The sequence below is a fragment of the Borreliella sinica genome (assembly GCF_033969665.2).
GTDB classification, from domain to species: Bacteria; Spirochaetota; Spirochaetia; order Borreliales; family Borreliaceae; genus Borreliella; species Borreliella sinica.
In genome coordinates this window covers 255267-281714 of the sequence record NZ_CP135180.1, presented here as the reverse complement: position 1 = coordinate 281714, position 26448 = coordinate 255267, and the positions used below count along the sequence as shown (strand labels likewise).

Genomic DNA, 26448 nt, shown 5'->3' with positions numbered 1-26448 from the left:
TTTTATTTTTTCAATTTTGAGAAATGTATGATTTTGAAATTATATAATACTAGAACAAAAGATTTTTCAGAATTAGTGAATTTTGACGATGTTAAACTGTATGCTTGCGGGCCTACTGTTTATAATTATGCGCACATTGGAAATTTTAGAACTTATATTTTTGGGGATTTATTAATTAAAACTTTAAGATTTTTAGGGTATAAGGTTAACTATGCGATGAATATTACAGATATTGGTCATTTAACAGGTGATCTTGATGATGGAGAAGATAAAGTCGCCAAGACCGCAAGAGAAAAAGGTCGTACAGCTTTTGAGATTAGTGAATTTTTTACAGAAGCTTTTTTTAAGGATTGTAAAAAGCTAAACGTTATATATCCTGATAAAGTTCTTATTGCAAGCAAACATATTCCTATTATGATAGATGTTATTAAAATTCTTGAAGAAAAAAAGGTTACTTATTTTTCTAATGGTAATGTGTATTTTGATACTTCTTGCTTTAAAAGCTATGGTGAGATGGCAGGCATTGATTTGATCGATAAAGACATGACTTTTTCTAGGGTTGATATTGATAAATTTAAAAGGAATAAAACTGATTTTGTTTTGTGGTTTACTAATTCTAAATTTAAAGATCAGGAAATGAAATGGGATTCTCCTTGGGGATTTGGTTATCCTAGTTGGCATTTGGAATGCGCTGCTATGAATTTGGAATATTTCAATGATACACTTGATATTCATTTAGGAGGAGTTGACCACATTGGAGTTCATCACATAAATGAAATAGCCATAGCAGAGTGTTTTTTAGATAAAAAGTGGTGTGATATTTTTGTTCACGGAGAATTTTTAATCATGGATTATAATAAGATGTCAAAATCACTTGGAAATTTTATTACAATTAAAGACCTAGAAGAGCAAAATTTTTCTCCTCTTGATTTTAGATATTTATGTTTAACGTCACACTATAGAAATCAATTAAAATTTTCATTAAATAATCTTCAAGCAAGTAAGATTGCTAGAGAAAATATGATCAACAGGTTAAGTTGTTTTTACTCGTCTTTAGATCCGGTTGATTTGGATGTTCTTAATAAAGATTTAAAAAATTTAGATTTTAGTGTAGAAAAAGAATATTACAATTCTTTTGTAGAAAAAGTTTCTTTTGATTTGAATGTTTCTCAAGGATTGGCTTTACTTTGGGAATTAATTAAATCTGAGAATCTAAGCTTTGTTTCAAAGCTTAGATTAGCTTTTATTTTTGACGAGATTATGTCACTTAATTTGAGAGAAGAAATTTTAAAAAATTTAGAAAATCAGAATGTGGTTATTGATGAGAATATGAAAACTTTGATTGAAGAAAGAAGAATAGCTAAATGTGAAAGAAATTTTAAGCGTGCTGATGAGATTAGGGACTTTTTTGCTAAAAAAGGTTTTGTTTTGGTTGATACTAAGGAAGGAACTAAGGTTAAAAGAGGCTAGTATTTGTCTATTTTTTTAAAAAACAAATATTTTTATTTGAGCTTAATTTTTGTTATTTTTTTATTTTTATTTGTTTTTTCTGGATTTTTATTTTATTCAAAACCGATTATTTACGATATATCTCCAATTCCCACTTCACACAAAGATGTTGTTGTTATTAGGGGGAGCAATTTAGGCTATAGTGTAGGAGAGATCAATATTAACAATAATTATTTGGTTAAAAGTAGTATTATTAGTTGGAATAATACTGAAATAGTTTTTAAAATTACAGATGAAGTAAATTCAGGACTTATTTTTGTAAAAAGTGAAAATGGAACCAGTAATGAACTTTTTCTTGTTATTAGTAGACAAGTTCCTGTTAGGGTTAATAAAGAAAATATACCTTTTATCCTTTCAGATGATAAAATAATTTTAAATGCAAATTCTCCAACTTTGTTGCAGGGTATGAATTTTCTTTCACATTCTAGTGCTATTAAAATTCTTCTTGAAACCAAGGATAAGCTTTATACAATTTTGCCTCAAGATATTTTAGATGTTTCTAATAATAGAATAAAATTTATTTCTCCCAAAACTTTAAATTCTGACGGCAGGCTTTATGTTTTGTCGGACAATTTCCAAAGCAATAAAGTTCCGTTTTCCGTTAAAGATAATTTTTTTAAATGGACTTTGAGCGATTCAAAAGAGTTTACAATAATTGAAGAAATTTATTTTACTCAAGATATTAGTAATAATTTCGATTCAAATCCCGAAGACATTAATTTTAATATCTTCTATTTAAGACCAATTGAGAATGAGCGTCAAAAAATTACACAGAATAGCAATGAATATCTTGATTTTAATATTGGTAATTTATTTTTTAAAAACCTGAAGACAAATAAATTTATTTTTAAAACTAAGGTAAAGGCCCACAAGCTTAATTTGAAATTTTTGGATACTAAATATTTAGAAAGCATTGAAGTTAATAAAGATATTAACAGTAAAGAGTACAAAACGTATGTTCATGACAAAAAAAAAGATTATTTATCTTATAGCTCTGTTGATTTAATGTCGCTAGATTCTCTAATTTTATCTATGACTGCTGGTAATAATTCAGTTTATAAGTTAGCTAAAGCAATTATTGATGTTTTGACCTTAAATTTTAAAATTGTTGAAAATAATTTAAGCTTAAAAGATTCTATTGAAGAAAGAAAAATTTCATCTAGCAATTTAATAATTCTTACAAATTTATTATTTTTGAAGTACGATATTCCGCTTAGAAATATAGTTGGACTTTACTATGATTTTGATTCTCTTAAATTGAATGAGCATTTTTGGTTTGAATTTTTTTTGGCTGGGGTTGGTTTTGTATATTTTGATATAATAAATGCAGTATTATTTAAGGATAGCTCTAAGTATTTTTTAAATATGTCTGATAACTATATTCAATATGGGTGTAAAGAAGACTATGATAAAAATGATTTTTTTAATGGATATTCAGATTATGGGTTTTTAAAGTATAAAAGCTTGACAAATGAATCGTATTCTTTAATGCATAGGTTTGTTTTGGAGGATAATTTTTAATGAAAGATGATCAAATATTTAATTTAATTGAGAAAGAGCAATTAAGAGAAAAAGAACATATTGAACTTATTGCGTCTGAAAATTTTACATCTTTAGAGGTAAGACAGGCTGTTGGAAGTATTCTAACCAATAAGTATGCGGAAGGATATCCTTTGAATCGATATTATGGTGGCTGTTCTTTTGTTGATGAGATTGAAACTTTAGCAATTTCAAGGGCAAAAAATCTTTTTGGCGCAAAGTATGCTAATGTTCAACCTCATAGTGGATCTCAAGCCAATATGGCCGCCATAATGGCTCTCATTAACCCAGGTGACAGGATTCTTGGCATGCAATTGTCTCATGGGGGACATTTAACTCATGGTAGTAGAGTAAATTTTTCTGGTATATTTTTTAACACCTATTTTTATGGTGTTTCTAGAGATTCTGAAATGATTGATTATGACGAGGTTCTTAAAATAGCTAGGGATTGTAGGCCTAATTTAATAATAGCCGGAGCTTCTTCTTATTCAAGAGAAATTGATTTTAAAAAATTTAGAGAAATAGCAGATGATGTTTCTGCTTATCTTTTATGTGATATTGCTCATATTGCAGGCCTTATTGTTGCTGGTTTTCATAATTCTTCGATTGATGTGGCTCATCTTACTACAAGCACTACGCATAAAACTTTAAGAGGTCCAAGAGGTGGAATAATACTTGCTGGGAAAGATTTTGACATTTCGATAAACTTTAATGGAAAAGAAAAAGCTTTGTCCGATGCTGTAAATTCTACAGTTTTTCCAGGAACTCAAGGGGGTCCTTTAGTTCATGTTATTGCGGGCAAGGCTATTGCATTCAGAGAAGCTCTCCAAGAAGATTTTATAAAATACATTGCCAATGTAATAAAAAATACTAAAGTTATGGCTGAGTATTTCAAATCGGAAGGATTTCGAATTGTCAGTGGGGGTACAGACAATCATTTATTTTTGGTTGATCTTAGCGGTTTAGATCTTACAGGTGCTGCTGCTGAGAAATTGCTTGAGAGTGTAAATATTACTTTAAATAAAAATGCTATTCCTTTTGATAAAAAAAGCCCTTCTTTGGCTTCTGGTATTAGAATTGGAGGTGCTGCTATTACTTCAAGAGGTCTAGATGAAAACGATTCTTTAAGTGTTGCTAAATTTATTGTTAGGGCTTTAAAGACAAAATCCGATATTGAATTAAAGCAAATAAAAAAGGAAGTTATAAGTTTTATTAGAGATTTTGACATGCCTTAATTATGTTTGGAGGTTATAGCAATAAATGCCAAGCTTAATTAGAATGTTTTTTTTAGTACTGTTTTTTATTTTTATTTTTAATCCCATTTTGATAGGAATGCTTTTCATATTATTTCCTTTTATTTTAATATTATTTAGTTTTTTAGGTGCTTTTAGAATTTACTTTACAAGGGATTACTCATATTCTAGATCTAGAGAATTTGAATTTTATAAACTTTCTTTTTTATTAATGGCTAAGTTACTATCTATTTTAGGAACTGTAACGGGAGAACAGCTAAATTATGTAAATTTTATTATCAATTCTTTAAATTTGTCTGAACGTGGTAAATCAGAATTGTATACTATCTTTCATGCTGCTATTACTAAGAATAATAATGCGGATAAAATTTTGTATACCCTTAAGCTTGGTTATTTCCAACATAAAGATCTTTTTATATGGCTTTTTGCCTCTCTTAAAGAAATTAACAGGCTTTCTAAGTATAAAAACTTAGAGGCTGAAAAATTTATTTCTTATGTTGGTGCTTTTCTTGAGCTTGAATCTGATAGTTATGAAACTTATAAAGATATTAATATTAAAATTGTAAATCCCTATGGTGTTTTGGGGCTAACCTATAGTGCTAGTGATGATGAGATTAAAAAGGCTTATAAAAGTCTTGTTATAAAATATCATCCTGATAAGTTTGCAAATGATCCTGTAAGGCAAAAAGATGCAAATGATAAATTTATTAAAATTCAAGATGCTTATGAAAAGATTTGCAAAGAAAGAAATATGAAGTAATTAAGATTGATTTGTTTTTAAAAATAAAAAAAGAAGGGCCAAAGACCCTTCTTTTTCTGTTAGCTTCCGCTGTAGGCTACTTTGAATTGCAAGAAAGCGCTACCAATAGCAGCATTATTTGCGTTTCTGTTAGCAAGTTCTAAAATATTGTTTGAATCCCACCCAAGAGAAATTGTTGTAAATCTTATTAGTTGTTCAAGACTAAGTCCTGTTTTTAAATAAATTTTTGTAGCATCGCTTGATATTTTATTAGAAGGACCCAAAAGGTATGCTCCAACATATGGCACTACATATGCTTCTGCTGAAATGGATTCTATTGGAATTGCGTAATCAAGATATAAAGCTATGCCGATTTTCATTGCATCTTCAAATGTCAGATTAGGGGCTATATCTTGAGTGTTTGTTGAGGCTTGTGCTGGATTGTTTGTATCGGTGTTTGTACTTGGTATAAGATAGTTTTCTGCAGATTTTTGTCTTAAAATATCATAAAGACCAATAGATGTTATCCATCCTATTCCATTCATAAGTCCTTTTTTACTGTCTTCATAACTTGAGATTTCAACATTTAAGCTTTGAAATGCATTTTCGGATATGGTTTTTAATTTTTTTTCTGTATCGTTGGATCTGTAGAGATTTTGTCCATAGCTTATTCCCAACGCAACCCCAGATTTTTTGTCTTGTTCTCCAAATAGTCTTTTATTGTAGGAATCAACTCCCTTAATCTTCCAAGATTCTTTTTCACCATCATCTTTATTCCAAGCAAGTCCTATGCTTGCTCCTGTTGAAAATGCAATGCCCAGTTCTTTCTCTTTGCTGAAATTAAGAGCATTACTATTTGGATCAAATATATCCTCGGCTTTTTTGCTAGGATGTGAGGAGATTCCTTTTTTTGAATTTGCTGCTTTTGAGATGTGTCCAAATACAGAAAAATCACTTGCAAAAGGATCTATTCCAAAATCAGTGCCCATTTGTAGAATAAGATAGGTGTTTTTATTGTTGATTTTTGTTAGTCCAAGCGTATATTGAGCCCCCAGAGATGCTAAAATTGCAGAATTTGATAAAGTTGGACTAAATAAATCGTTATCAACTACGGATTTGTCTTTTAAAGAATATGCTATTGATGAATTATTGAATGTTTCATTTCCATAAGCTCCTGATAAGCCAAAATTTAATTCAAAAGGTGTTTCAGCAACTACAGATTGAGCATTTTCGTTTTGGTCAAGTTGATTTTTTATTGGTTTCCATGCTGCTTGAATTCCATAAAGGATTCCTTTATAGGTTTTGTTATATGGGGTGTTTTTATTGTTTTCTTGATTTCTGTTACCTGTGCCTGTTCCTCCTATTGCAAATGTAAGGTCGAGTTGTGGGAATTTGTATCCCATTTGAATTGTTCCTATATTTTTAGAAGTGCCTCTTGCTAGAATTGTTCCTCTTACTACTCTATCATTGCTTGGGAATCCATAGTAGGTACTTTTAAATCCAGTCATAGGTGCAAAACTAAATAAAGATTCTTTATTAAAGTCAAAATCTGTCATAGTACTTATTTTAATAAAAAAATCGTATATATTAATTTGGGCTGTTATATCTCCTACGTCAATTTTGAATGGATCGTTTTTTTTGCCTTCTGCTTTTAATGCAAGATCCTCTACTTTAATGTAGGCTGAGAATGGATCGTCTTTTCCTAATTCTGGATTAGCCTCAAATGGTTTAAGTTTAATAGTAATTTTGCTTGTGTTTTCAAATCCAGGTACAAGCTCGTCTATATCGAATCTGAACTCACTTGTGTTTTCAAATCCAAATGTAGGTATCCATGGGTTTATTTTAAATATATCATTTTCTTGTAATTTGTCTACTGCAAATATTGCTGCAGATGTAGTTAAAAATATAATTAATTTATATAAAATATGATTCTTCATAATTATACCTTCCTGTTATAACTATAAACTTTTATTAGTTCTAGTTATTTATTAAATGTATTAATAAAATGCATTATATACATGCTATTATTTACAAAATAATAACATGCATATAACATGTATATAATATTAAAATATTGGGTAAAAATTCAAGATCATATTCTTATTTTGTGATTTTTATATTATTCAAGTCTATAAATAAGATTAATTTTATTACCAATTAATCTTATTTATTTTAAACAATTAATTTATACTAAATAAACTAGTAATCCAGTTGACAAAATATAGCATAAAGCGCAAATTACAGTTTTTGACAAAAGCTTACCTTCTTTTCCAATTAGTCCAGCAGTTGTTGTTGCTATTGTAATGTTTTGGGGAGAAATCATTTTTCCTCCAGTTGCTCCTGTTGTGTTTGCTGCTGCAAGCCAATTGGGATTTGCTCCAATATTTTCTGCTATTTGTGTTTGTAAAGGCCCAAAAAGAACGTTTGAAACTGTATCACTACCTGTTAAAAATGTTCCAATAGCTCCAATTAGCGGGCTAAATAACGGGTAAAATTTGCCCGTTATTATGGAGATTCCATTAGCAAGATCTCTTATCATTCCGCTGTGTGTCATTAATCTTGATACAGCAACAATGCATACGATTATAAATGAGGATAATGCCATTTTTTTCAAAGTTAGCGTAAATATTTTGAGTTGTTTTAATATTGGGACTCCCCGTATTGAATAGGATATTATTGTTGCAAGTACAATCAAGAATCCCGGAGAGACAATCCATTTAAAGTGTAGAGGACTTGCTTCTGGATAAATTTCAATAGTGCTTTGAAAAGTTTTTAAATATTCATGAATTTCGTTAAAAAGAGGAGATACAAGCACTATAAATATTACTATTAAAATGTAAGGCAAACAGGCAATAATGCCTTTTGATAAGGATATTGTGTTTTTGTTTTTGCTTTGGTAGTTTTGAGTGTCTTTATCTCCAAAAAACTTTGCATAAATTACTGTTATTGTCATAGAAAGGATGCTTCCAAGGATTGCAGGAAGTTCTGGGCCTAAAGTTTTTGATATGAATACTTGAGATATTGCCATTGACATTCCTGATAGCAAAGTAATTAGGAATACTCCTTTTAATCCTTTAATTCCCCCCCCTGTAAGAATTACCAATACAAAAGGTATTATTAAGGTTGGTATTATTAGTTGCAGTGCAATTTCGGATGAAACGGTATTAACATCTAGGTTAGTTGCTTGAGCTAAAGATATTATAGGAATTCCCACAGATCCATAAGCAGTTGATGAGGTGTTCATTATTAAGCAGATTAAGCAGGCAAAAAATGGTTCAAATCCCATTGCTATTAGTATTGACACAGGGATCGCAACTGCAGTTCCATATCCGGCAACCCCTTCTAAAAAATTTCCAAATCCCCATGCTACTAGTAAGACTATAATTCTTTTATCAGAAGATACGTTTGATAATATATTTTTAATAGTTTCTATGTCTTTTTGATCTTCCGACATTTTGTATGTAAATATAGCAGCAATAATTACAGTTGCTATTGGCCATATTCCCATTAAAGCGCCTTCAAGCATTGCAAGGCTTGTGTTTACTGTTCCTAAGTTTTTATAAAATATAACTATAGCAACAGTGGTTATTAATGATATAGGTATTACAAAGTAAGCTGGCTTTTTTATTATGCCAAGTCCAATAATTATTAAAACTATTGGTGCCAAGGCCATTATAAAGTCATAAGAGTTCATAAAAATGGCTCCTTTTTAGTTGTATTATGATTAATAATCAATAAATAATATATAATTTAAATATTACAACATGAGTAGTATCTGTGTTATTGAAAAATTTTTATTAACTTTATTTTTTTTTCCGCTTTGTGTTGATCTTTTTGCAGTTAATTTATCTGAGGTTGATGAATTATCAAAGCATGCAAAATCAATAGTTTTAATGGATTTTGATACTAAACGCATACTTTATTCTAAAAAACCTGATTTGAGTTTTCCTCCGGCGTCGCTTACAAAGATTGTTACAATTTATACGGCCTTAATTGAAGCTGAAAAGCAAAATATAGAATTAAAAAGCATAGTTCCTATTAGTGATTCTGCCTCATACTATAATGCGCCCCCAAATTCTTCTTTAATGTTTTTAGAAAAAGGTCAAGTTGTTAATTTTGAAGAAATTTTAAAGGGGCTTTCAGTTTCATCTGGTAATGATGCTTCTATTGCAATTGCTGAGTTTGTAGTAGGCGATTTGAATAGCTTTGTTAATTTGATGAATACTAATGTTTTAAATTTAGGACTTTTAAATATGCATTTTGTTGAACCTTCTGGATATAGCAGCGAGAATAAAATTACAGCACTAGATATGGCTTTTTTTGTAAAGTCTTATATAGAAAAATTTAAATTTATGCTTAATATCCATTCTTTAAAGCATTTTGTTTATCCAAAGATTAAAAATTTGGGAACAACTTTATCGTCAAAATTTTTAAACTTAAAACAAAGGAATGCTAATTTATTAATATATGATTATCCTTATTCAGATGGTCTTAAAACGGGATATATTAAGGCATCAGGTTTAAATCTTATTGCTACTGCTCAAAAGGATGGAAGAAGGTTAATAGCAGTTGTGTTGGGAGTTAAAAAAGGAATTAATGGGTCTGGAGAAAAAATGAGATCCTTGATTGCAAAAAATTTATTTGAATATGGATTTAATGAATATTCCAAAATTCCCTTAATAGTAAAATTAGAAGAAAAAGTCTATAATGGTGCAATAGATACAGTTGCTCTTTTTTCCAAAGAGCCTTTTTATTATGTTTTGACTAAAGATGAATTTGATAAAATTAATATAAGCTATACTGTTGATAAGTTGGTTGCACCTCTTAGTGGAGATGTGCCTGTGGGAAGGGCTATGATTTTTTTAGAAAATGAAAAAGTAGGGGATGTTGATTTGTTTAGTAATAAAGTAAATAGATTAGGGTTTTGGCAGGGTCTTTACAAGAGTTTTATAAATTTTTTTTAAGAGAGTATTAAATTTTATGTTAAATCATTTTAATTTTAAATTGAAACGAGATGTTACAATAATAGTTCCGGGTGAAGCTTTTGTTTCAAATAAAAGAATTATTTCTACAATTCTTGGTTCTTGTGTCGCTGTTGTGCTTTTTGACGAATCAAGCAATTTAATTGGAATGAATCATTATGTTCTAGTTAGGTCAGAGCTTGAGATATCTCCTTCTCAAAGAGGAAGATATGGGGTTTATGCCATTCCTATGTTAATAAATGCAATGTTAGAGAATGGAGCTAATAAGAATAATCTTAAGGCCAAGCTTTTTGGAGGAACTAATTTTATGGCAAAAGGATCAGTTAAGGTAGGACTTGAAAATTCAGAGTTTGCTATTAATACATTGAATAAGTATCGTATTCCAATCTTAGCTAAAGATTTTGATCAATCTAAATCACGAAAAATTTTTGCTTTTCCTGAAAATTTTAAAGTTATTGTGGAATATCCAGATGGAACAAAGGTTTTTTAATTTTGCTTGATGATTTTTTTAAAAATTCTCTCAATCAATTTCAATATGAAGCAGTTACCACTATTGAGGGTGCTCTTTTAATTATTGCTGGTGCTGGTAGTGGAAAAACAAGGGTTGTTACCCACAGAATAGCTTATTTACTTCTAAAAGGTGTTGCCCAGAATGAGATTTTAGCCTTAACTTTTACCAACAAGGCAGCTAATGAAATGAAAGATAGAATTAAAAAAATTTTGAAAAGCCCTCTTAGTAATCTTATGGTTTCAACTTTTCATGCTTTTGGACTTTTCTTTTTAAAAGAAAATTATAAATTGTTGGGATATAGAAAAAACTTTAGCATTTATGATGACAATGATAAAATTTCTCTTCTTAAAGAAATTTTACTTGATGAAGGTCTTTTGAATAAAAAAATTTCTTTAAATTCTCTTAGTAATGCTATTTCACTTTTAAAAAATGGTATTCTCACTTTTAATGATTTTAAAGAAGAGGATATAAATATTTTTAGACTTTATGAAGAGCGATTAAGGCTTTATAATTCTTTTGATTTTGATGATTTAATTTTAAAACCAAAAGAATTGTTAAGCAATAATTCTGATATTAGAAATAAATATTCTAAAAAATATAAGTATGTTTTGATTGATGAGTTCCAAGATACTTCTTTGGTTCAATATAATTTTATTCGCCTTTTGATAAATCATAGTAATTTATGTTGTGTTGGAGATGATGACCAATCGATATATTCTTGGCGTGGAGCTAGTTATAACAATATGTTGCAATTTGAAAAGGATTACAACGTTAAAGAAATAAAGCTTGAGCAAAATTATCGTTCTTCAAAAAATATTTTAGATATTGCCAATTCTGTGATTTTAAATAATAAAAATAGAAAAGAAAAGACTTTGTGGTCTTCAAGGATTTGTAGCAAAGTCATAGATGTTTTTATGTTTGAGGATGAAATTCAAGAATCTGAGTTCGTTGCAAATCAAATCATAGAGCTTTCAAGACTAAAAGATTTTCAATTTAAAGAGATAGGGGTTCTTATGAGAACCAATGCTCTTTTTAAAAACATAGAGATGATTTTTAGAAGACAGGGAATAAAATACAAAGTTTCGGGAGGAACATCTTTTTTCCAGAGAAAAGAAATAAAAGATATTATTTCTTATTTAAATGTAATAATAAATCCTAAAAGCGATTATGATTTACTTAGAATTATTAATGTTCCAAGAAGGGGGATTGGTAAGGAATATTTGAAAAAAATTAGAGATATAGCAGACAAGAAGAGGTGTTGTATCTATGATGCTCTTTGTGATATTGCTTTTTCTTTTACAAACATTTCTAGTTACGATAGAGCCTTAAATAAGCAGGTCATTGAAAGCATAGAAGATTTTGTATCTTTTATTGAAGAGTATCAATATAAATTTAGCATAACAAAAAACACATATTCTAATATAATCAAGGAAATGATAGAAAGTGTTGAATATTGGGGATTTTTAGTTAATGAAAACCCTAATTCAATCAAAGTAGCTGAATATAAATATCAAAATATAGAAGGGTTCTTAAGTATAATTAAAAATTGGGAATCCAAACAATTTGGTGAATTGAAAGATCTGAGCAGTTTTTTAAACTATATAGTTCTTCAGTCTAACGAGGTGAATGGAGAGTCTGAAGATATTAATATTAATTTAATGACAGTTCATTCTGCTAAAGGTTTGGAATTTGATTATGTATTTTTTATTGCTGTTGAAGACAATATTATTCCGCATCACAGAATAGTTGAAGGTAGTGAAGTTGGTTTAGAAGAAGAGAGGCGAGTTTTTTATGTTGCATTAACTCGTGCAAAAGATTCTCTTGTTATTACTATGGCTAATAAGCGGAAAAAGGATAGGCAAATTTTTGAACAGCAGCCTTCAAGATTTATTTTAGAAATTCCTAGAGAATTTTTAAATTTTAATTATTATGCAGATTTTGTTAAAAATAAAGCTTGATGAGTATTATTGAATTTATTAAGTGAATTGTAAGATTAATTAAGTATATTATATGATTAATTATAGTTAAATCCAAGTATATTTTTGGATTTGATGTAATCAAAGGAAATTTATTATGAGTATTGTAATTGATTCTTTTAAAGAGATATCAAAAATTCCAAGATGTTCAAAAAATGTTAAAGGAATTATAAATTTTATTAAGGAGAGATCCAAAAAATTTGGGTATTCTTTTAAAGAAGATAATATTGGTAATGTTGTGGTTCAGATAAAATCCAATAATAACATTGATATGCATCCTATTATTTTACAATCCCATGTTGATATGGTTTGTGAAAAGAATGAATCCAGTTTGCATAATTTTGAAACAGATCCAATTGAAATTGTTGAAGAGGATGGCTATCTTAAAGGAGTAGGAACTACTCTTGGAGCTGATAATGGAATTGGGGTAGCCATGATGTTAAGTATTATGAGTGAGGCTAATAGTTTTTCCCATCCCGATTTAGAACTGCTTTTTACTGTTGATGAAGAAATAGGTTTAATAGGTGCTCTTGGTCTTGATTCTAGTTTGTGTAGCGGTAAAAGCCTTATTAATCTTGATGGAGAAGAAGAGGGTTATTTTTTAGTTGGTTGCGCGGGATCAAGGCTTGTTGAGATTGTTTTTTCTCCTCATTATGTTCTTGTGACAAAAAGAACAAAAGTAGAAATTTTGCTTAAAGGGCTTAAAGGTGGCCATTCTGGGGCAGATATTCATTTAGATTTGGCAAATTCTTTAAAATTAATGTTTTTTGCACTTTTTGAAATTAAAGAGAATATTGATTTTGAGATTGAAAGTATTTTTGGTGGAGACAGTAGCAATGCAATTCCAAATGAATCCAGAGCTTTAATTTTTATCAATGATAGTGATTATGATTTATTGAATAAAGAGCTTAAACTTTTCGTATGTAAAGTTAAAAGTACATATTCTCTTGAAAATGAATTTGATATTATTGTCGACAAAAGAGAATTTTCATCAGTTAAAGTTCTTGATGAAAATAGCAAAAGCAAGCTTTTAAATATGGGAATGGGGTTTTTACATGGAGTTCAAAAGGTAGAAAATTATGAAAATAAGCTTATTAAGACTTCTTTAAATTTTTCAAGTCTTTTTAAAACTCAAGGTGACTATATTTTTACTTTTTTAATAAGATCTTTATTGGATTTAGACAAAGAGTATATCTTTAATCATTTGCAATCAATAAGTAATTTATCAGAATCTAATTTGCGTGTAATTTATGACTATCCTTCTTGGAGCTCTGATAAGAATAGCAATCTTTTAAAACATCTTCAAGTTGTGTATAAAGAGATGTATCTTAAATATGCTAATGTTTCTGTAATACATGCAGGGCTTGAAACAGGCATAATATCTTCTAGGTTGGGAGGCATAGAATCTGTTACTCTTGGGCCTTGGATTGAATCGCCTCATACCCCTAGAGAAAGAGTAAATATTTCTTCAACTATTAGGGTTTATGATTTTTTGAAAAAAATTTTAGAAAGTTTTTAAAAATTTTAGCTTTGAAAACTCAATTTTTTAATTTAAGTTTTAAAACAGAAGTTATATAATTTTTGTTATTCATATTTTTTATTGACTTGAAAATTAAATATTTATAAAATATTATAGAATCGTGCTTTTTATTGGTGGTTGTAGCTCAGTTGGTAGAGCGTCGGGTTGTGGTTCCGAATGTCGCGGGTTCAATCCCCGTCAATCACCCTATAATCATTTTTAACCGCATTCATAGCTCAATTGGATAGAGCAGTGGACTTCGAATCCAAAGGTTGCAGGTTCGAATCCTGCTGAGTGCGAAAATATTATTTATTTGGTAAATTAGGCATACTTGCAAAAGCTTTTAAGTTTTTGTATACTAGTTTGAGTATGAAGTATGCAGGAGTGGTGGAATTGGCAGACACGCTAGACTTAGGATCTAGTGCTTTTGGCGTGTGGGTTCGACTCCCACCTTCTGTAAAAGTGCGAAAGTAACTCAGGGGTAGAGTGTCACCTTGCCAAGGTGGAAGTCGCGGGTTCAAATCCCGTCTTTCGCTTTTTATAATAATTATCAATAAGATTTAATTGAGGCGTTAACAGTGATTTTGAGTAAAAACATTAAGTTTCTTCCAGGTTCAAAAGTTGAGGTTGTCATTAAAGTTTCAAAAAATATTATTCAGGAAAAATATAACTCATTATTACAAGATTATTCTTCCAGGCTTAAGATTGAGGGTTTTAGAGTTGGAAAAGTTCCTATTAGTATTATTGAGAAAAAGTATTCTGAGGGTTTAAAAGCCGCTCTTTTGGAAGAGGTGATTAATGATTCTCTTAAAGAATTTTTTAAAGAAGAACCCAAAAGACCCTTAAGTTATTCTTCTCCCATTATAAAAGAAAATAATTTAAGATTAAATCTTGATAAAGATTTTGAATTTACTTTTGTATATGAGACTTATCCTGAATTTAAAATTCCAAATTTTAATGATATTGATGTTGAAGTAGAGGTTCCTGAAGTTTTTATTGATGATTCTGATATTGACAATGAGATTAAGTGTCTTCAAATAGAAAATTCAGTCATTATTGAGGATGATGAAGGGATTGTTAAGAAAGATAGCATTGTTAAAGTGGATTTTGTTGAACTTGATGATTTTTTAAATGAGGTAGTATCAACAAGAAGACAAGGCTTTGTTTTTACAGTTGGAAAATCTGAGACTTATTATGATTTTGACAGAGATGTAATTGGTATGAGAATAGATGAAGAGAGGGTCATAGAAAAATCTTATATTAAGGATTACAAATTTGAAGAGCTTGCAGGTTCTTCAAGAAAATTGAAGGTTAAAATTAAGAGTATTAAAAAAAGAGACTTTCCTTTAATAGATGATGAATTTGCAAAAGATATTAGCGACAGTTATAATACATTAGATGATCTTAAAAGTTTTATAAGATCTAATCTTTTAAAACTTATTGAAGAAAAAAAGGAAGCTTTAAAATTAAGTAAATTTTTTTCTACCATTTCTGAAAAATTAGAAATAGATATTCCGCATTCAATGATTGAAGCTGAAATTGAAATTGCTTTTAAAAATGATATTAAAAAGCAAAATAAAATGAGCCTTGAAGAGTTTAAAAATATATTTTATTCTTCGGGATATATTGGTAATAATAATTTAAAAGATGAAATTCTTAGCAATTTGAAATCTAAGTTAATAATTCAAAAAATGGTGGATTTAGATCCAGCTGAAGTTACTGAGAGCGATCTTGAAGATGAGATGATTAAACAGTCCGAGAATTCAGGTTTGAGTTATGAAGAGATTAAAAAATTTTATGAAGATCAAAATTTAATTTCTTATTTAAAGGATGATATTAAAAGGAAAAGGTTTAATAAAATAATTTTAGCGAATCTTAAAGAAGTAAAAGGTAAACAAATTTCTTTTAAAGATTTTGTTAATTATAAAATTTGTGAGTAAGAAAAATGAAATTTATACATAATTTAATACCCACTGTGATAGAGAATACGGGAAATTATGAGAGAGTGTTTGACATATATTCAAGATTACTTAGGGAGCGTATAATATTTTTGAGTGGTGAAATTAATGATCCTAAGGCCGATACTGTAATTGCTCAACTTTTGTTTTTAGAATCAGAAGATTCGAACAAAGATATTTATCTTTATTTGAATTCTCCAGGTGGCAGTATTACTGCAGGCCTTGCAATTTATGATACTATGCAATATATAAAACCCGATGTAAGAACGATTTGCATTGGGCAGGCTGCTTCAATGGGAGCTTTTTTGCTTGCTGGTGGTGCCAAGGGCAAAAGAGAATCTTTAACTTATTCTAGAATAATGATTCACCAGCCTTGGGGCGGAATAAGTGGCCAGGCTAGTGATATAAATATACAAGCTAATGAAATTTTAAGACTTAAAAAATTGATAATAGATATTATGTCTGCTCAGATAGGGGTTGATAAGGAAAAACTGGCTCTTGATATGGAAAGAGATTATTTTATGACTTCAAACGATGCTCTTAAATATGGTCTTATTGATAATATCCTAGTGAGAGAATAGTTTCCATTTTTGGTAAAATTTTTATGGCAAGAGTAAAAGGTCAAAAAGTAAAGGAATGTTCTTTTTGTGGACTTAGTGTCGCTGAACTTGGAGGCAATGTTGTTATATCCAATGGGGTAGCGATTTGTCCCGAATGTTCTAAAATATGTCACAATCTTTTTAAAGAAAAGTTGTGTAAGTCGCTGGATTCCAAATCCAATGGTTTACCAACTCCTAAGCAACTTAAAGATCATTTAGATATGTATGTTGTTGGACAAGAAGATGCAAAAAAAGTTTTATCTGTGGCTGTTTATAATCATTATAAAAGAATATTGAAAAATAATAAATATGATGATGATATTGAGATTGAAAAATCCAATATACTTTTGGTTGGTCCTACAGGCAGTGGTAAAACTTTACTTGCAAAAACGTTGGCTGCAGAGATGAATGTGCCATTTGCAATAGCAGATGCTACAACTTTGACAGAAGCTGGATATGTTGGTGAAGATGTAGAAAATATTTTGCTTAAATTGATACATGCTGCTCATGGAGATGTTAGTTTAGCTGAGAAGGGGATTATTTATATAGACGAAATAGATAAAATTGCTAAAAAAAATGAGAATGTTTCAATAACAAGAGATGTTTCTGGAGAAGGAGTTCAACAGGCTTTGTTAAAGATAATTGAGGGTACTATTGCCAATGTTCCCCCAAGAGGTGGAAGAAAACACCCTTATGAGGATACTATTGAAATTAATACCCAAAATATACTCTTTATATGTGGTGGTGCTTTTGTTGGACTTGAAAATATTGTTAAGAATCGAATAAATAAGAGCTCTATTGGGTTTTCAGCAATTGAAAAAAAGAATATAAAAGAAGACGCTTCATTAAAGTATTTGGAAATGGAAGATTTGATTAAATTTGGCTTGATACCAGAGTTTGTTGGTAGACTTCCTGTACATTCGTATCTTGCAAAGTTAAATAAAGAAGATTTGATGAGAATATTAGTTGATCCCCAAAATTCTATTGTTAAGCAATATTATCATATGTTTAAAATGGATAATGTTGAATTGGTATTTGAAAAAGATGCCCTAGAATCAATTGTAGATGAAGCTATTTTAAAGAATACTGGAGCAAGAGGTCTTAGATCTATCTTAGAGAGTCTTCTTAAGGATGTTATGTTTGAGGTTCCTTCTATTAGCAAGGCTAAGAAGGTCGTTGTTACAAAAGAATCTGTTTTGAATGCAGATATTAACCCATTAATTTTGGTAGGGAATGCAATTAAAAAACCTTGGACAAAAGAGTTATATGAAATCAATCTTAAATATGATAAAAAATAGAAAAGAAGATCTTCCAATTGTTATTTTAAAAGAAAATGTTCTTTTTCCAAATATGACGTTGTGGGTAACCTTTGATAACGAATATGTAATTAATTCTATAGCTCAATCTATGCTAGAGGAAAGGTTGATTCTGTTTGCTTATCCTAATGAATCTAATTATGATGAATATGGTAAGGTGGGGGTAAGTAAAAGCCTATGCTCTGTTGCTACTTATTCTAAACTGATACAGGTTATAAAGGTCAGTAAAGAAGTAGTAAAAGTTTTGGTTGAGTGCCAAAGCCGAGTTCTTATAGGTAGTGTTTTAAAAAAAAATGGCTATTTAAGAGCTAAAGTTACTTTTGTATCTGATGATGTTGGATTAAACAGAGAGCTTTACACGTACTCTAAATTTTTAAAAGAAACTTATGAGGTTTATAGAAATTCCTTATCTTTGAAATCTTATGATAGTGAGAATGAGCCAATTAATTATTTTGAGAATCCAAGCAAGCTTGTAGATATTATAGCCTCCACCTCAAACCTAGAAAATAGTATAAAATTAGAACTTTTGCAAGAGTTAAATGTTAAAATTAGAATAGAAAAGTTAATTGTTAATTTAAACATTGAAATTGATCTTTTAGACCTTAAAAAAGATATTAATTCTAAAGTTAGAGCTAAGTTGGATAAGGGGCAAAGGGATTATTTTCTTTCTGAGCAAGTTAAAGAGATACAAAAAAGATTGGGTAAAGATGAAAATGATTATCTTGACAGATTAAATTCCAAAGATATTCCAGAAGATGTTAAATCTAAGATTGAAAAAGAAATTTCTAGATTATCTAAAATGCAGATGAGCTCTCCTGATGCGAATATTATTAGAAGTTATATAGAATTAATATTAGATCTTCCATGGAATGAAAATACTGTTATGAAAAATCATTTAAGCGAGATTGAGTTTATTTTAAGAAATTCTCATTATGGTATGGATGAGGCAAAAGAAAAGATAATAAATTTTTTAGCTGTTTATCAAATTAATTCTAAGGTAAAAGCTCCTATTTTATGCCTTGTAGGACCCCCTGGTATTGGCAAAACATCTCTTGTAGAATCTATTGCAAGATCATTGTCTAGAGAATTTGTTAAAATATCTCTAGGTGGCTTAAGAGATGAGGCAGAAATTAGGGGGCACAGAAGAACTTATGTTGGCTCTCTTCCAGGTGTTTTTATTAGTGCAATGAAAAGATCAGGAAAATCTAATCCCGTTATTCTTCTTGATGAAATAGATAAAATTAATAATAGTTACAAAGGAAATCCCGAATCTGCTCTTTTAGAAGTTTTAGATCCCGATCAAAATTATAAATTTATAGATCATTATTTGGAAGTTCCTTACGATCTTTCTAATGTTTTATTTATTACAACAGCTAATTCTCTTAATGGTATGTCAAAGCCACTTCTTGATAGAATGGAAATAATTAAAGTCGAGGGCTATTCTTATATTGAAAAATTGGAGATTGCTAAAATTTTTTTGATTCCAAGTATAATTAAAGAGAGCTTTTTAAACAAAGTTTACATAAAAATAGAAGACGATGTTATTTTAAATTTAATTAGAAACTATACTATGGAATCCGGTGTAAGGGGACTAAAGAGAGTTTTAACTAATTTGATTAGGAGACTTGTAAGAGAATTGCTTTATGAGCATTCTAAAGACCAAATTATCAAAGGCAATTTTTATTCACCAAGTTCTTTGATACACGGTAATAATTCGCTTTTTACGCATGATCCTGATGTTCCAGGTATTTATAAAATAATCAATATTAATAATTACTATAATTATGTTGATACTGAGTATAACTTAGATTTGATTAAGATTGACTCTTCTGGATTTGTTTATGGACTTGCTTGGACAAATTATGGTGGCACAGTTCTTCCTGTTGAGGCAACTAAGTTCGAAAAAAAAGGAGACATCATTCTAACGGGCAGTCTTGGGACTATTATGAAAGAGAGTGCACAGCTTGCATATTCTATAGTTAAATCCTATTCTTCTAAGCTTAATTTTGACGTAAAAGAAAGTCCAGAAATTCATTTACATTTTCCAGAAGGAGCAACACCAAAAGATGGGCCTTCTGCAGGTATTACCATTGCAACAGCAATTGCTTCAATACTTTCTGACAAAAAAGTTCCTTTGGATCTTGCAATGACCGGTGAGGTGACTTTGAAAGGTTTTGTTCTTCCTGTAGGTGGAATTAAAGAAAAAGTTTTAGCAGCCTATAGAAGCGGTATAAACAAAGTTATTTTACCTAAAGACAATAAAAAAGATTATTTTAAGCTCCCAGAAGAAGTTAAGGATAATATAGATGTTAAGTTTGTCTCCAGTTTGGAAGAAGTTTTTGATTATTTAAATATTATTTAAAAAATTTACTTATTTAAATTTATATTTTAGGAGTAAATATATGAAAGATGGAGTTAGAAAACCTTCAGGCAGCAGGGCATCTTTTAGTGCTCAGCCTTATGCTAAAAATTTGAACAAAAATAACAGTTTTTCTTGTTTTGCTAAAAATAATTTGGGAAAAAATTTTTCAAAGGGTAAAAAAAAGGGCAAATGAAGAAAGTGGCTTTGGTTGGCCACTTTTTGTACTTTTAATAATATAAAAATAAAAGATATGTTACGCTCTTTTAGAATAATATTCTACAACCATTTGCTCATTAGCGAGTGTAGGTATCTCATCTCTTGATGGGGCATGCTTTACTTTTATGTTTAAATCATCAGCGTTTACTTCTATCCAAGTTGGTAAATTTCTAAGAGTTGAAGTTTTTTCTATATTTGATCTTATTAATTTTTTTAAACTATCTTTCTCTTTTATTTGAATTTGATCATTTGCTCTTAGTATTATTGAGGGAATTGTAACTCTTCTTCCATTTAATATAATAATACCATGAGAAACTATTTGTCTCGCGTGTGCTCTTGAAATGGCAAATCCAGCTCTATATACAACATTGTCAATTCTTCTTTCAAGTATTGAGAGTAAGTTATCACCCGTAACACCATGGTGTTTTTTAGCTTCTTTAAAAGTGTTGGTTAACTGTCTTTCGCTTACACCGTAAGCAAATTTTATTTTTTGCTTTTCTATCAATTGTTTTCCATATTCTGTGATTTTAGCTTTTCTTGCTTTTCCATGCATTCCTGGAGGATGCGGCTTTTTTTTAAGAATCTTGTCATATTTCGGCTGTTCAAAAATGTTAATACCAAACCTTCTCACTAGCTTGCCCTTAGCTATTTGTTTTCTATTCATCAATTCCTCACATATTTAAAATAAGGTATAGCAGGGATAGGACTCGAACCTATGACCTTCGGGTTATGAGCCCGACGAGCTACCAACTGCTCTACCCTGCGTCTTATAGTTTAAAATGTTAACACAACTTTATTATAAGTGTCAATTATTTATTTATTATTAATGTAATTAGACTAAGAAATATATATCATTTATTTCCTTATATTCTTGTTTTATTATTTTTCTAATATTTTGTGTTTTGTCTATAAAACCTTGTAAGTCATTTTCTGAATTCAAATTTATTTTTATATAAAGTACAAGCTTGTTACCTTGATTTTGGAAATCAAGTGTTTTAAAGTTTATATGTGAATTTTTTAATGTGTCTTTTACACTTCTTTTAAGATCTATATTTTGCTTTGAAAGCAAATTGTTTGCGTTATTTATTATTACATTAAGCCCTTCTTTTATTATAATAAAGCCGATAAATATTGACATAATTTTGTCAAATCCACTCCACATGTAAGTTGCAAGTAGTAAGCTTAGTGTAATCCCGCCATGTGAGAATATACAGTTTTTATCAGCAGAAGCTAATGCTAGGAGAAGTTGATTATTATATCTTTTTCCTATTTGGAATTTTGTCAAATATTCTATTATTTTCACTATAAAAAAAATGAATGGGATTATTGGTATCCACAAACTTTTTTTAAGGGATTTATTTGAAAATATTTCTAGTATATTTTTTCTGTCTTCTTCGTTGTGGTCATGACCGTGATCATGACTGTGATCTTGATCGTGATCGTGATCATGTGAGTGACTGTGTTCATGTTCATATATATTTTCATCATTGTTTTTGTTTTGGTGTATGTGTAAATTAAATCCAGACTCTCCTCCAAGAGTGATAAATTTGTTTAATCCGGTTGTATTTAAAAATAACGTGAATCCTGCCATAAGTATGATTATTCCCATGATAAAAGCTATTAGGCTTTCCATTAGTTTGTGTCCGTGAGGATAATGTATAGTTTCAGGCTTGCTTGTAATTTTTAAACTAAAGTAAGTTATTGTGGATAAAACAAAGTCAGCCATGACGTGAAAAGCATCAGCGATAAGTGCAAATGAGTTAAAAAGTATTCCTACGGTAAGCTTGGAGGATATTGATGCTACTTCGGTGAATATAGAGATTATTCCTATTCCCATTACAAATTTATCTTCTTCTATTTCAGATGCTAATTCTTTTTTATATTGAGAATCTTTATTTTCAAATCCTAAACTTAAAAGCTCTTCTTGTATTTCTATAATTTTGCTCGAGATTGTTTTAAATTTATTTTTTTTGCCATAGTAAATTAGATTGCTAATCATTATTCTTTCTATACCTTCTGATTTAAAATTATCATTAATATAAAAATGAATTATTTCAATTTGATCAGCCTGTGTTTTTGCTTTAAGATTTGCAATTAATTTTGAATTATTTTCAATATAAACTATGTAGATATCTTCTTTTTGTAAAGGATCCAGTTTTAAATAAGCAAATTTATTAATGTTTTTTAAGCTTATTACTTTGACCATGATTGTAACATTCTCCTAGTTATTGCATAATTTCATTAATGTAGCATTAATGGCTACATTTTATCATTTATTAAATTCAAGCTCAATCTTGGTTTACTAAGGTAAAAGTGAGGAATATTTTATGCGGCAAGCGGATTTTTTTGTGAAAAAATGTAAAAAAATTATTTTGAATAATAATAATTTGGACAGTTTAATTGAGAATATTAAAAATATTTTTTGTGAAGTTTTAAAAGAGTATGACAGAAAGTCATTAGAAGATATATTCAATTATTATTATGAAGCTTATGATTTTAATAATAATTTATATATTTTTTTAGAAAAATTTGTTCCAATTATTAATTTTTTATTATTTGAGAATTTGGAAGATAATTTTGATCTTGATGAGAAAAAACTTATTTTAAATGTATTTGATTTATCTGCCAATACTCTTGAAAGCGAAAAGTTAAATAGGCTTGCAAATGCTTTAGTTTCTCTAAAGATGTTAGGGTGATTTAATTTTTTGCAAGTTTAAGTCTATGTTACTCTTAGTAGCTCTTTTTTATCAAAAGGAGTTTTAAGCAAATCTTTTAATGTGTAAATTTTTATTGGCATTTTGTTTTCATTAAATGAGTTAGATCCTGTTATTATTATTTTAGTATCTGAATCAAAAAATTCTGTCATTACTTGTAGGCATATAGCACATGGAGTAGATTCAGGATTTGTATTGAGCAATAAAAAATCTATTGTTTGTACACCGATTGTTGCAATCATATTTGAAATAGCACTTCTTTCTGCGCAACAAGTTGCTCCAAAGCTTGCATTTTCAACATTTGTTCCAATAAAAAAATCGTTTGTTTTGGTTTTTATGCAGGCACCTACTTTGAATTTTGAATATGGAGAATATGAATTGTTTCTCGCTTTTTCTGCCATATAAAATGCTTTATTTATATCTTCTTGTTTTGGTTTTTCCACAATTGCCCCCATTTGTTATATTTTATTAGCTTTTGTGGCTTATTTTATTGAAATATTGTAATATAGTCAATGTAAAACAATTTAAAAACTTGTTTTACGGAAGGTTTTTGGACTTTATTATGAGAGATGTTATTAATTTTATTAAAAAGTATAATAATTTTATTATTATTGGACACAAAGATCCCGATTTTGATTGTATAGGTTCGTCTTTAGCTTTATCTTCTTTTCTCTCAAGAATTGGTAAAAGTTCTGTTTTGTTAAATGAAGGTCCTTTTGTTAGAAAAGAAATAATTCCTTTTAAGGATAAATTTTTATCTGAATGGCCTAATATTGAGCTTTCAAATTATTCAGTTATTATTTTGGATTGTTCCATTTTAGATAGGATAGGTGATGAATTTATATTTTATGTAAAGGATATGCCTATTTTAGTAATTGATCATCATATGTCTGGTGAAAGACTAAAATGCGTAAGTTATATTGATCCTTTTGCACCCTCTACTACCTTTTTAATTGAAAAATTGATCAGGGAGTTTGGATTTGATCTCACCAAAGAAGAGGCTTGGTATATTTTAGTAGGATTTTGTACTGATACTGGTTTTTTTAAATTTATTTCAAGAAGTGATCCAGAGCCTTTTGAAATGGTTGCAAGATTGGTTTCAAAAGGAATAAGTCTTAAAGAGATTCACAGTTATATAGAGGCAACCAAAAGTTTAAAGTCAATAGAAACCCTTAAGTTAATGTTAAATAGTCTTGAATCTTATTGGAATGGAAAGGTTTTGTTTACATTCCTATCTTCTTCCGGGTTTAGCAAAGATGGTGGCGTTACTGGTGTTAATGAACTTTTTTATATGATTTTAAACAATGTTGAAAATAATGAAATTTTAGGTATTTTAAAGGAAATGGAAGATGGTTCGATTATAGTTGGGTTAAGATCTAGAGATTCTTTTAATGTTGGAAAATTGGCAGAAGATTTTGGAGGCGGAGGACATAAAAATGCTAGTGGGTTTAAAGTTAAACAAGGTTCTCTAGAGATTGTAAAAAATAGAATGTTAGCATACATTAAGGATAATATTTAATTTATAATATTTTTTAAAGGGATGGTACCTTTTGGATCAAAATCCTTAGTAAGTGTTAAAAATCCAGATTTAAATGCCAAAGGTGTTGTTCCATAAATAATTACTATGTTTTTTATCCAGTTCAATTTTTTAATGTGTTGAGGTGTAAGAGATGCGATTACACTTATTTTATCTTTATATTCTTTCAAATTTTCTAAATATTTTAAGCTTCCAGGCGTTGATAAATTAAAGATTACTTGATCAAAATTTTTAATTAATTTTTTAATTTCGTTGAGTTTTTGGGGATTAATTCTGCTTAAGGGATAGTAGTCGTAATAATAAGCATATGTATTTTGAAATATTTTTTTGCCTTCCGAAATCATTTTGTAGTAAGGAGATATTATGAGGGTTTTTTTAGTTTTAGATATCTCTTTTTCTATTCTTATTTTTGTAATACCCCTTAATGTATTTTGTTCAAAAAACTTTTCACCTTTTTTTGAAGATATTTTCTCATCTTTGTTAAAATTGGGATAAAGATCTGATTGATTTTTATTTTCTTTTAAGTATTCCAACTTTATTCTTAATATTCTTTTATTAGACTCAATAATATTAGTTTTTATTTCCGAATCTTTTTTCATTAAATTTAATAGCATGTTGTAAGCATTTTTTTGTATATTTTCATTTAAAGATATTAAAAAAATGTCACTTTTAGTTCTAACTATTCTTTCAATTGTAGTGTAAATACTTTCATTATTGTATCTTGCTGCATTCATTAATAAGTCGTCAGTAATTATTATGTTATTATATTTTAATTTATTTCTCAGTATATCTTTAATTATTTTCGTTGAGGATGATGCAGGAATGTTTTCCCCATTTGTAAGTTTTGGATATGCTAGATGACCTGTCATTATTACCGGTATGTTTTCTTGGATTAATGTTTTATATGGCAAAAGTTCATTTAAGTTTATTTCTATTAAATTAGAATTTATTATTGGAATATTTATATGGGAGTCAAGAGTAGTATTTCCATGTCCTGGGAAATGCTTTGCAGTAGAAATTATTCCTTTTTGCTTTTGACCTTTATAAAAGGCCAGAGAAAAAAGTGATACTATTTTAGGGTTATCCGAATATGTTCTTGGCCCTATTGTGAAATTATTTTCTTCACTATATATATCTACTATGGGTGCGAAATTTAAATTTATTCCAAGCTTGCTTAACTCTTGTGCAATATAATACCCTGTATTGTAAGAATCTACAGGTGATAGAGTTGCTGCAATTCCAAGATTACCAATTGTTTCTGATGTATTTGATTTTATGTGCTGTGCTAATCCCCCTTCTTGATCTGTTGCTACGAATAAAGGAATTTTAAATCTATTATTTTGAGATGTTTTTTGTGCTTTATTAATGCTTTCTGTTAAGTTTTTTAAAATTTTTGCATTCCATCCAAAAATTTTAATTCCCCCAAGGTTTTTTTTGCTTATAAAATCAAGAACAAAATTTGTTATTAATTGATTTGGATAGCTTATCATAAACATTTGTCCTAGTAGTTCGTGATCTTGCATTTTATTTACGATTTCATTTATTAGCTTTTCTTTTTCCATCGTATCCCAAAAATCAATGGAAAAGCAGTTGTGAGTTATAAAAAGGACAATAAGATAAAAATTTCTTTTCATTTAACCATACAAATAATAAATGCTAAATTAGTATTAGTATTTATGTTTATTAGCGAATCATTTTGTATTATACTTTATAATAAT

21 protein-coding genes and 5 tRNA genes are annotated in these 26448 nt (G+C 29.1%); 19 read left to right on the top strand and 7 right to left on the bottom strand.

Annotated features, from left to right (window positions below; genetic code table 11):
- Window positions 1-27 precede the first annotated feature (27 nt).
- The 4 genes from QIA41_RS01280 to QIA41_RS01265 are packed head-to-tail and all read left to right on the top strand — an operon-like array spanning window position 28 to window position 5061.
- Window positions 28-1470, top strand: a complete 1443-nt coding sequence (locus QIA41_RS01280) for a cysteine--tRNA ligase (RefSeq protein ID WP_320292248.1) — start codon at window positions 28-30, stop codon at window positions 1468-1470.
- A gap of 3 nt (window positions 1471-1473) precedes the next feature.
- Complete coding sequence (locus QIA41_RS01275; RefSeq protein WP_320292247.1) at window positions 1474-3030, top strand: DNA-binding protein; 1557 nt, start codon at window positions 1474-1476, stop codon at window positions 3028-3030.
- Complete coding sequence (glyA, locus tag QIA41_RS01270) at window positions 3030-4283, top strand: serine hydroxymethyltransferase (protein ID WP_320292246.1); 1254 nt, start codon at window positions 3030-3032, stop codon at window positions 4281-4283. Before QIA41_RS01275 ends, glyA begins: the two co-directional genes overlap by 1 nt.
- A gap of 25 nt (window positions 4284-4308) precedes the next feature.
- Window positions 4309-5061, top strand: coding sequence for a J domain-containing protein (locus QIA41_RS01265; RefSeq protein WP_320292245.1), 753 nt, complete (start codon window positions 4309-4311; stop codon window positions 5059-5061).
- A gap of 59 nt (window positions 5062-5120) precedes the next feature.
- Here QIA41_RS01265 and QIA41_RS01260 read toward each other — a convergent pair whose 3' ends face one another.
- Together QIA41_RS01260 and QIA41_RS01255 are read right to left on the bottom strand one after the other, a co-directional pair.
- Entirely contained in the window at window positions 5121-6977 is a 1857-nt protein-coding gene (locus QIA41_RS01260) for an integrin-binding adhesin P66 family protein (protein WP_320292244.1), read from the bottom strand.
- Window positions 6978-7225: 248 nt separating this feature from the next.
- Window positions 7226-8734, bottom strand: coding sequence for a lactate permease LctP family transporter (locus tag QIA41_RS01255; RefSeq protein ID WP_320292243.1), 1509 nt, complete (start codon window positions 8732-8734; stop codon window positions 7226-7228).
- Window positions 8735-8804: 70 nt separating this feature from the next.
- On the opposite strand from QIA41_RS01255, the gene QIA41_RS01250 reads away from it, so the two are divergent.
- The 13 genes from QIA41_RS01250 (at window position 8805) to QIA41_RS01190 (ending at window position 20456) form a co-directional block, all read left to right on the top strand.
- Complete coding sequence (locus QIA41_RS01250; RefSeq protein ID WP_320292242.1) at window positions 8805-10004, top strand: D-alanyl-D-alanine carboxypeptidase family protein; 1200 nt, start codon at window positions 8805-8807, stop codon at window positions 10002-10004.
- Between the two features lie 16 nt (window positions 10005-10020).
- On the top strand, window positions 10021-10512 hold the full coding sequence (locus tag QIA41_RS01245; RefSeq protein WP_320292241.1) for a chemotaxis protein CheD: 492 nt from the start codon (window positions 10021-10023) through the stop codon (window positions 10510-10512).
- A gap of 2 nt (window positions 10513-10514) precedes the next feature.
- The gene (locus QIA41_RS01240; protein ID WP_407653021.1) at window positions 10515-12491 is read left to right on the top strand and encodes an ATP-dependent helicase; all 1977 of its coding nucleotides are present in this window, start codon (window positions 10515-10517) and stop codon (window positions 12489-12491) included.
- 115 nt (window positions 12492-12606) lie between these two features.
- Window positions 12607-14028: a beta-Ala-His dipeptidase gene (gene pepD / locus QIA41_RS01235; protein ID WP_320292240.1), complete on the top strand. Its 1422-nt coding sequence runs from the start codon at window positions 12607-12609 to the stop codon at window positions 14026-14028.
- Between the two features lie 134 nt (window positions 14029-14162).
- Window positions 14163-14235, top strand: a tRNA-His gene (locus QIA41_RS01230).
- Window positions 14236-14253: 18 nt separating this feature from the next.
- Window positions 14254-14327: transfer RNA gene (locus QIA41_RS01225), tRNA-Arg, on the top strand.
- Window positions 14328-14406: 79 nt separating this feature from the next.
- Window positions 14407-14487, top strand: a tRNA-Leu gene (locus QIA41_RS01220).
- 5 nt (window positions 14488-14492) lie between these two features.
- Window positions 14493-14564: transfer RNA gene (locus tag QIA41_RS01215), tRNA-Gly, on the top strand.
- Between the two features lie 42 nt (window positions 14565-14606).
- On the top strand, window positions 14607-15968 hold the full coding sequence (gene tig, locus QIA41_RS01210; protein ID WP_320292239.1) for a trigger factor: 1362 nt from the start codon (window positions 14607-14609) through the stop codon (window positions 15966-15968).
- Window positions 15969-15982: 14 nt separating this feature from the next.
- A complete protein-coding gene (gene clpP / locus QIA41_RS01205; protein WP_320292788.1) occupies window positions 15983-16567 on the top strand; it encodes an ATP-dependent Clp endopeptidase proteolytic subunit ClpP in 585 nt (194 codons plus the stop codon).
- A 23-nt stretch (window positions 16568-16590) separates the two neighbouring features.
- Window positions 16591-17883 carry an ATP-dependent protease ATP-binding subunit ClpX gene (gene clpX / locus QIA41_RS01200; RefSeq protein ID WP_320292238.1) on the top strand — a complete coding sequence of 431 codons (1293 nt, stop codon included), beginning with the start codon at window positions 16591-16593 and terminating at the stop codon, window positions 17881-17883.
- Entirely contained in the window at window positions 17870-20263 is a 2394-nt protein-coding gene (lon, locus tag QIA41_RS01195; RefSeq protein ID WP_320292787.1) for an endopeptidase La, read from the top strand. Before clpX ends, lon begins: the two co-directional genes overlap by 14 nt.
- Window positions 20264-20303: 40 nt before the next feature.
- Window positions 20304-20456: a hypothetical protein gene (locus QIA41_RS01190; RefSeq protein ID WP_320292237.1), complete on the top strand. Its 153-nt coding sequence runs from the start codon at window positions 20304-20306 to the stop codon at window positions 20454-20456.
- Between the two features lie 60 nt (window positions 20457-20516).
- Here QIA41_RS01190 and rpsD read toward each other — a convergent pair whose 3' ends face one another.
- The 3 genes from rpsD to QIA41_RS01175 form a co-directional block, all read right to left on the bottom strand.
- The gene (gene rpsD / locus QIA41_RS01185) at window positions 20517-21143 is read right to left on the bottom strand and encodes a 30S ribosomal protein S4 (RefSeq protein WP_320292236.1); all 627 of its coding nucleotides are present in this window, start codon (window positions 21141-21143) and stop codon (window positions 20517-20519) included.
- A 28-nt stretch (window positions 21144-21171) separates the two neighbouring features.
- A tRNA-Met gene (locus QIA41_RS01180) sits at window positions 21172-21244 on the bottom strand.
- A 67-nt stretch (window positions 21245-21311) separates the two neighbouring features.
- Window positions 21312-22685 carry a cation diffusion facilitator family transporter gene (locus QIA41_RS01175; protein ID WP_320292235.1) on the bottom strand — a complete coding sequence of 458 codons (1374 nt, stop codon included), beginning with the start codon at window positions 22683-22685 and terminating at the stop codon, window positions 21312-21314.
- A 121-nt stretch (window positions 22686-22806) separates the two neighbouring features.
- On the opposite strand from QIA41_RS01175, the gene QIA41_RS01170 reads away from it, so the two are divergent.
- A complete protein-coding gene (locus tag QIA41_RS01170; RefSeq protein WP_320292234.1) occupies window positions 22807-23175 on the top strand; it encodes a hypothetical protein in 369 nt (122 codons plus the stop codon).
- A 23-nt stretch (window positions 23176-23198) separates the two neighbouring features.
- Here the strand turns inward: QIA41_RS01170 and cdd are convergent, their stop codons facing one another.
- Window positions 23199-23636: a cytidine deaminase gene (gene cdd / locus QIA41_RS01165; RefSeq protein WP_320292233.1), complete on the bottom strand. Its 438-nt coding sequence runs from the start codon at window positions 23634-23636 to the stop codon at window positions 23199-23201.
- A gap of 119 nt (window positions 23637-23755) precedes the next feature.
- Here cdd and QIA41_RS01160 point away from each other — a divergent pair, with 119 nt between their 5' ends.
- The gene (locus QIA41_RS01160; protein WP_320292232.1) at window positions 23756-24712 is read left to right on the top strand and encodes a DHH family phosphoesterase; all 957 of its coding nucleotides are present in this window, start codon (window positions 23756-23758) and stop codon (window positions 24710-24712) included.
- On the opposite strand, the gene QIA41_RS01155 is transcribed toward QIA41_RS01160, so the two are convergent.
- Window positions 24709-26292, bottom strand: a complete 1584-nt coding sequence (locus tag QIA41_RS01155; protein WP_320292231.1) for a glycoside hydrolase family 3 protein — start codon at window positions 26290-26292, stop codon at window positions 24709-24711. The genes QIA41_RS01160 and QIA41_RS01155 overlap by 4 nt on opposite strands.
- Window positions 26293-26448 lie beyond the last annotated feature (156 nt).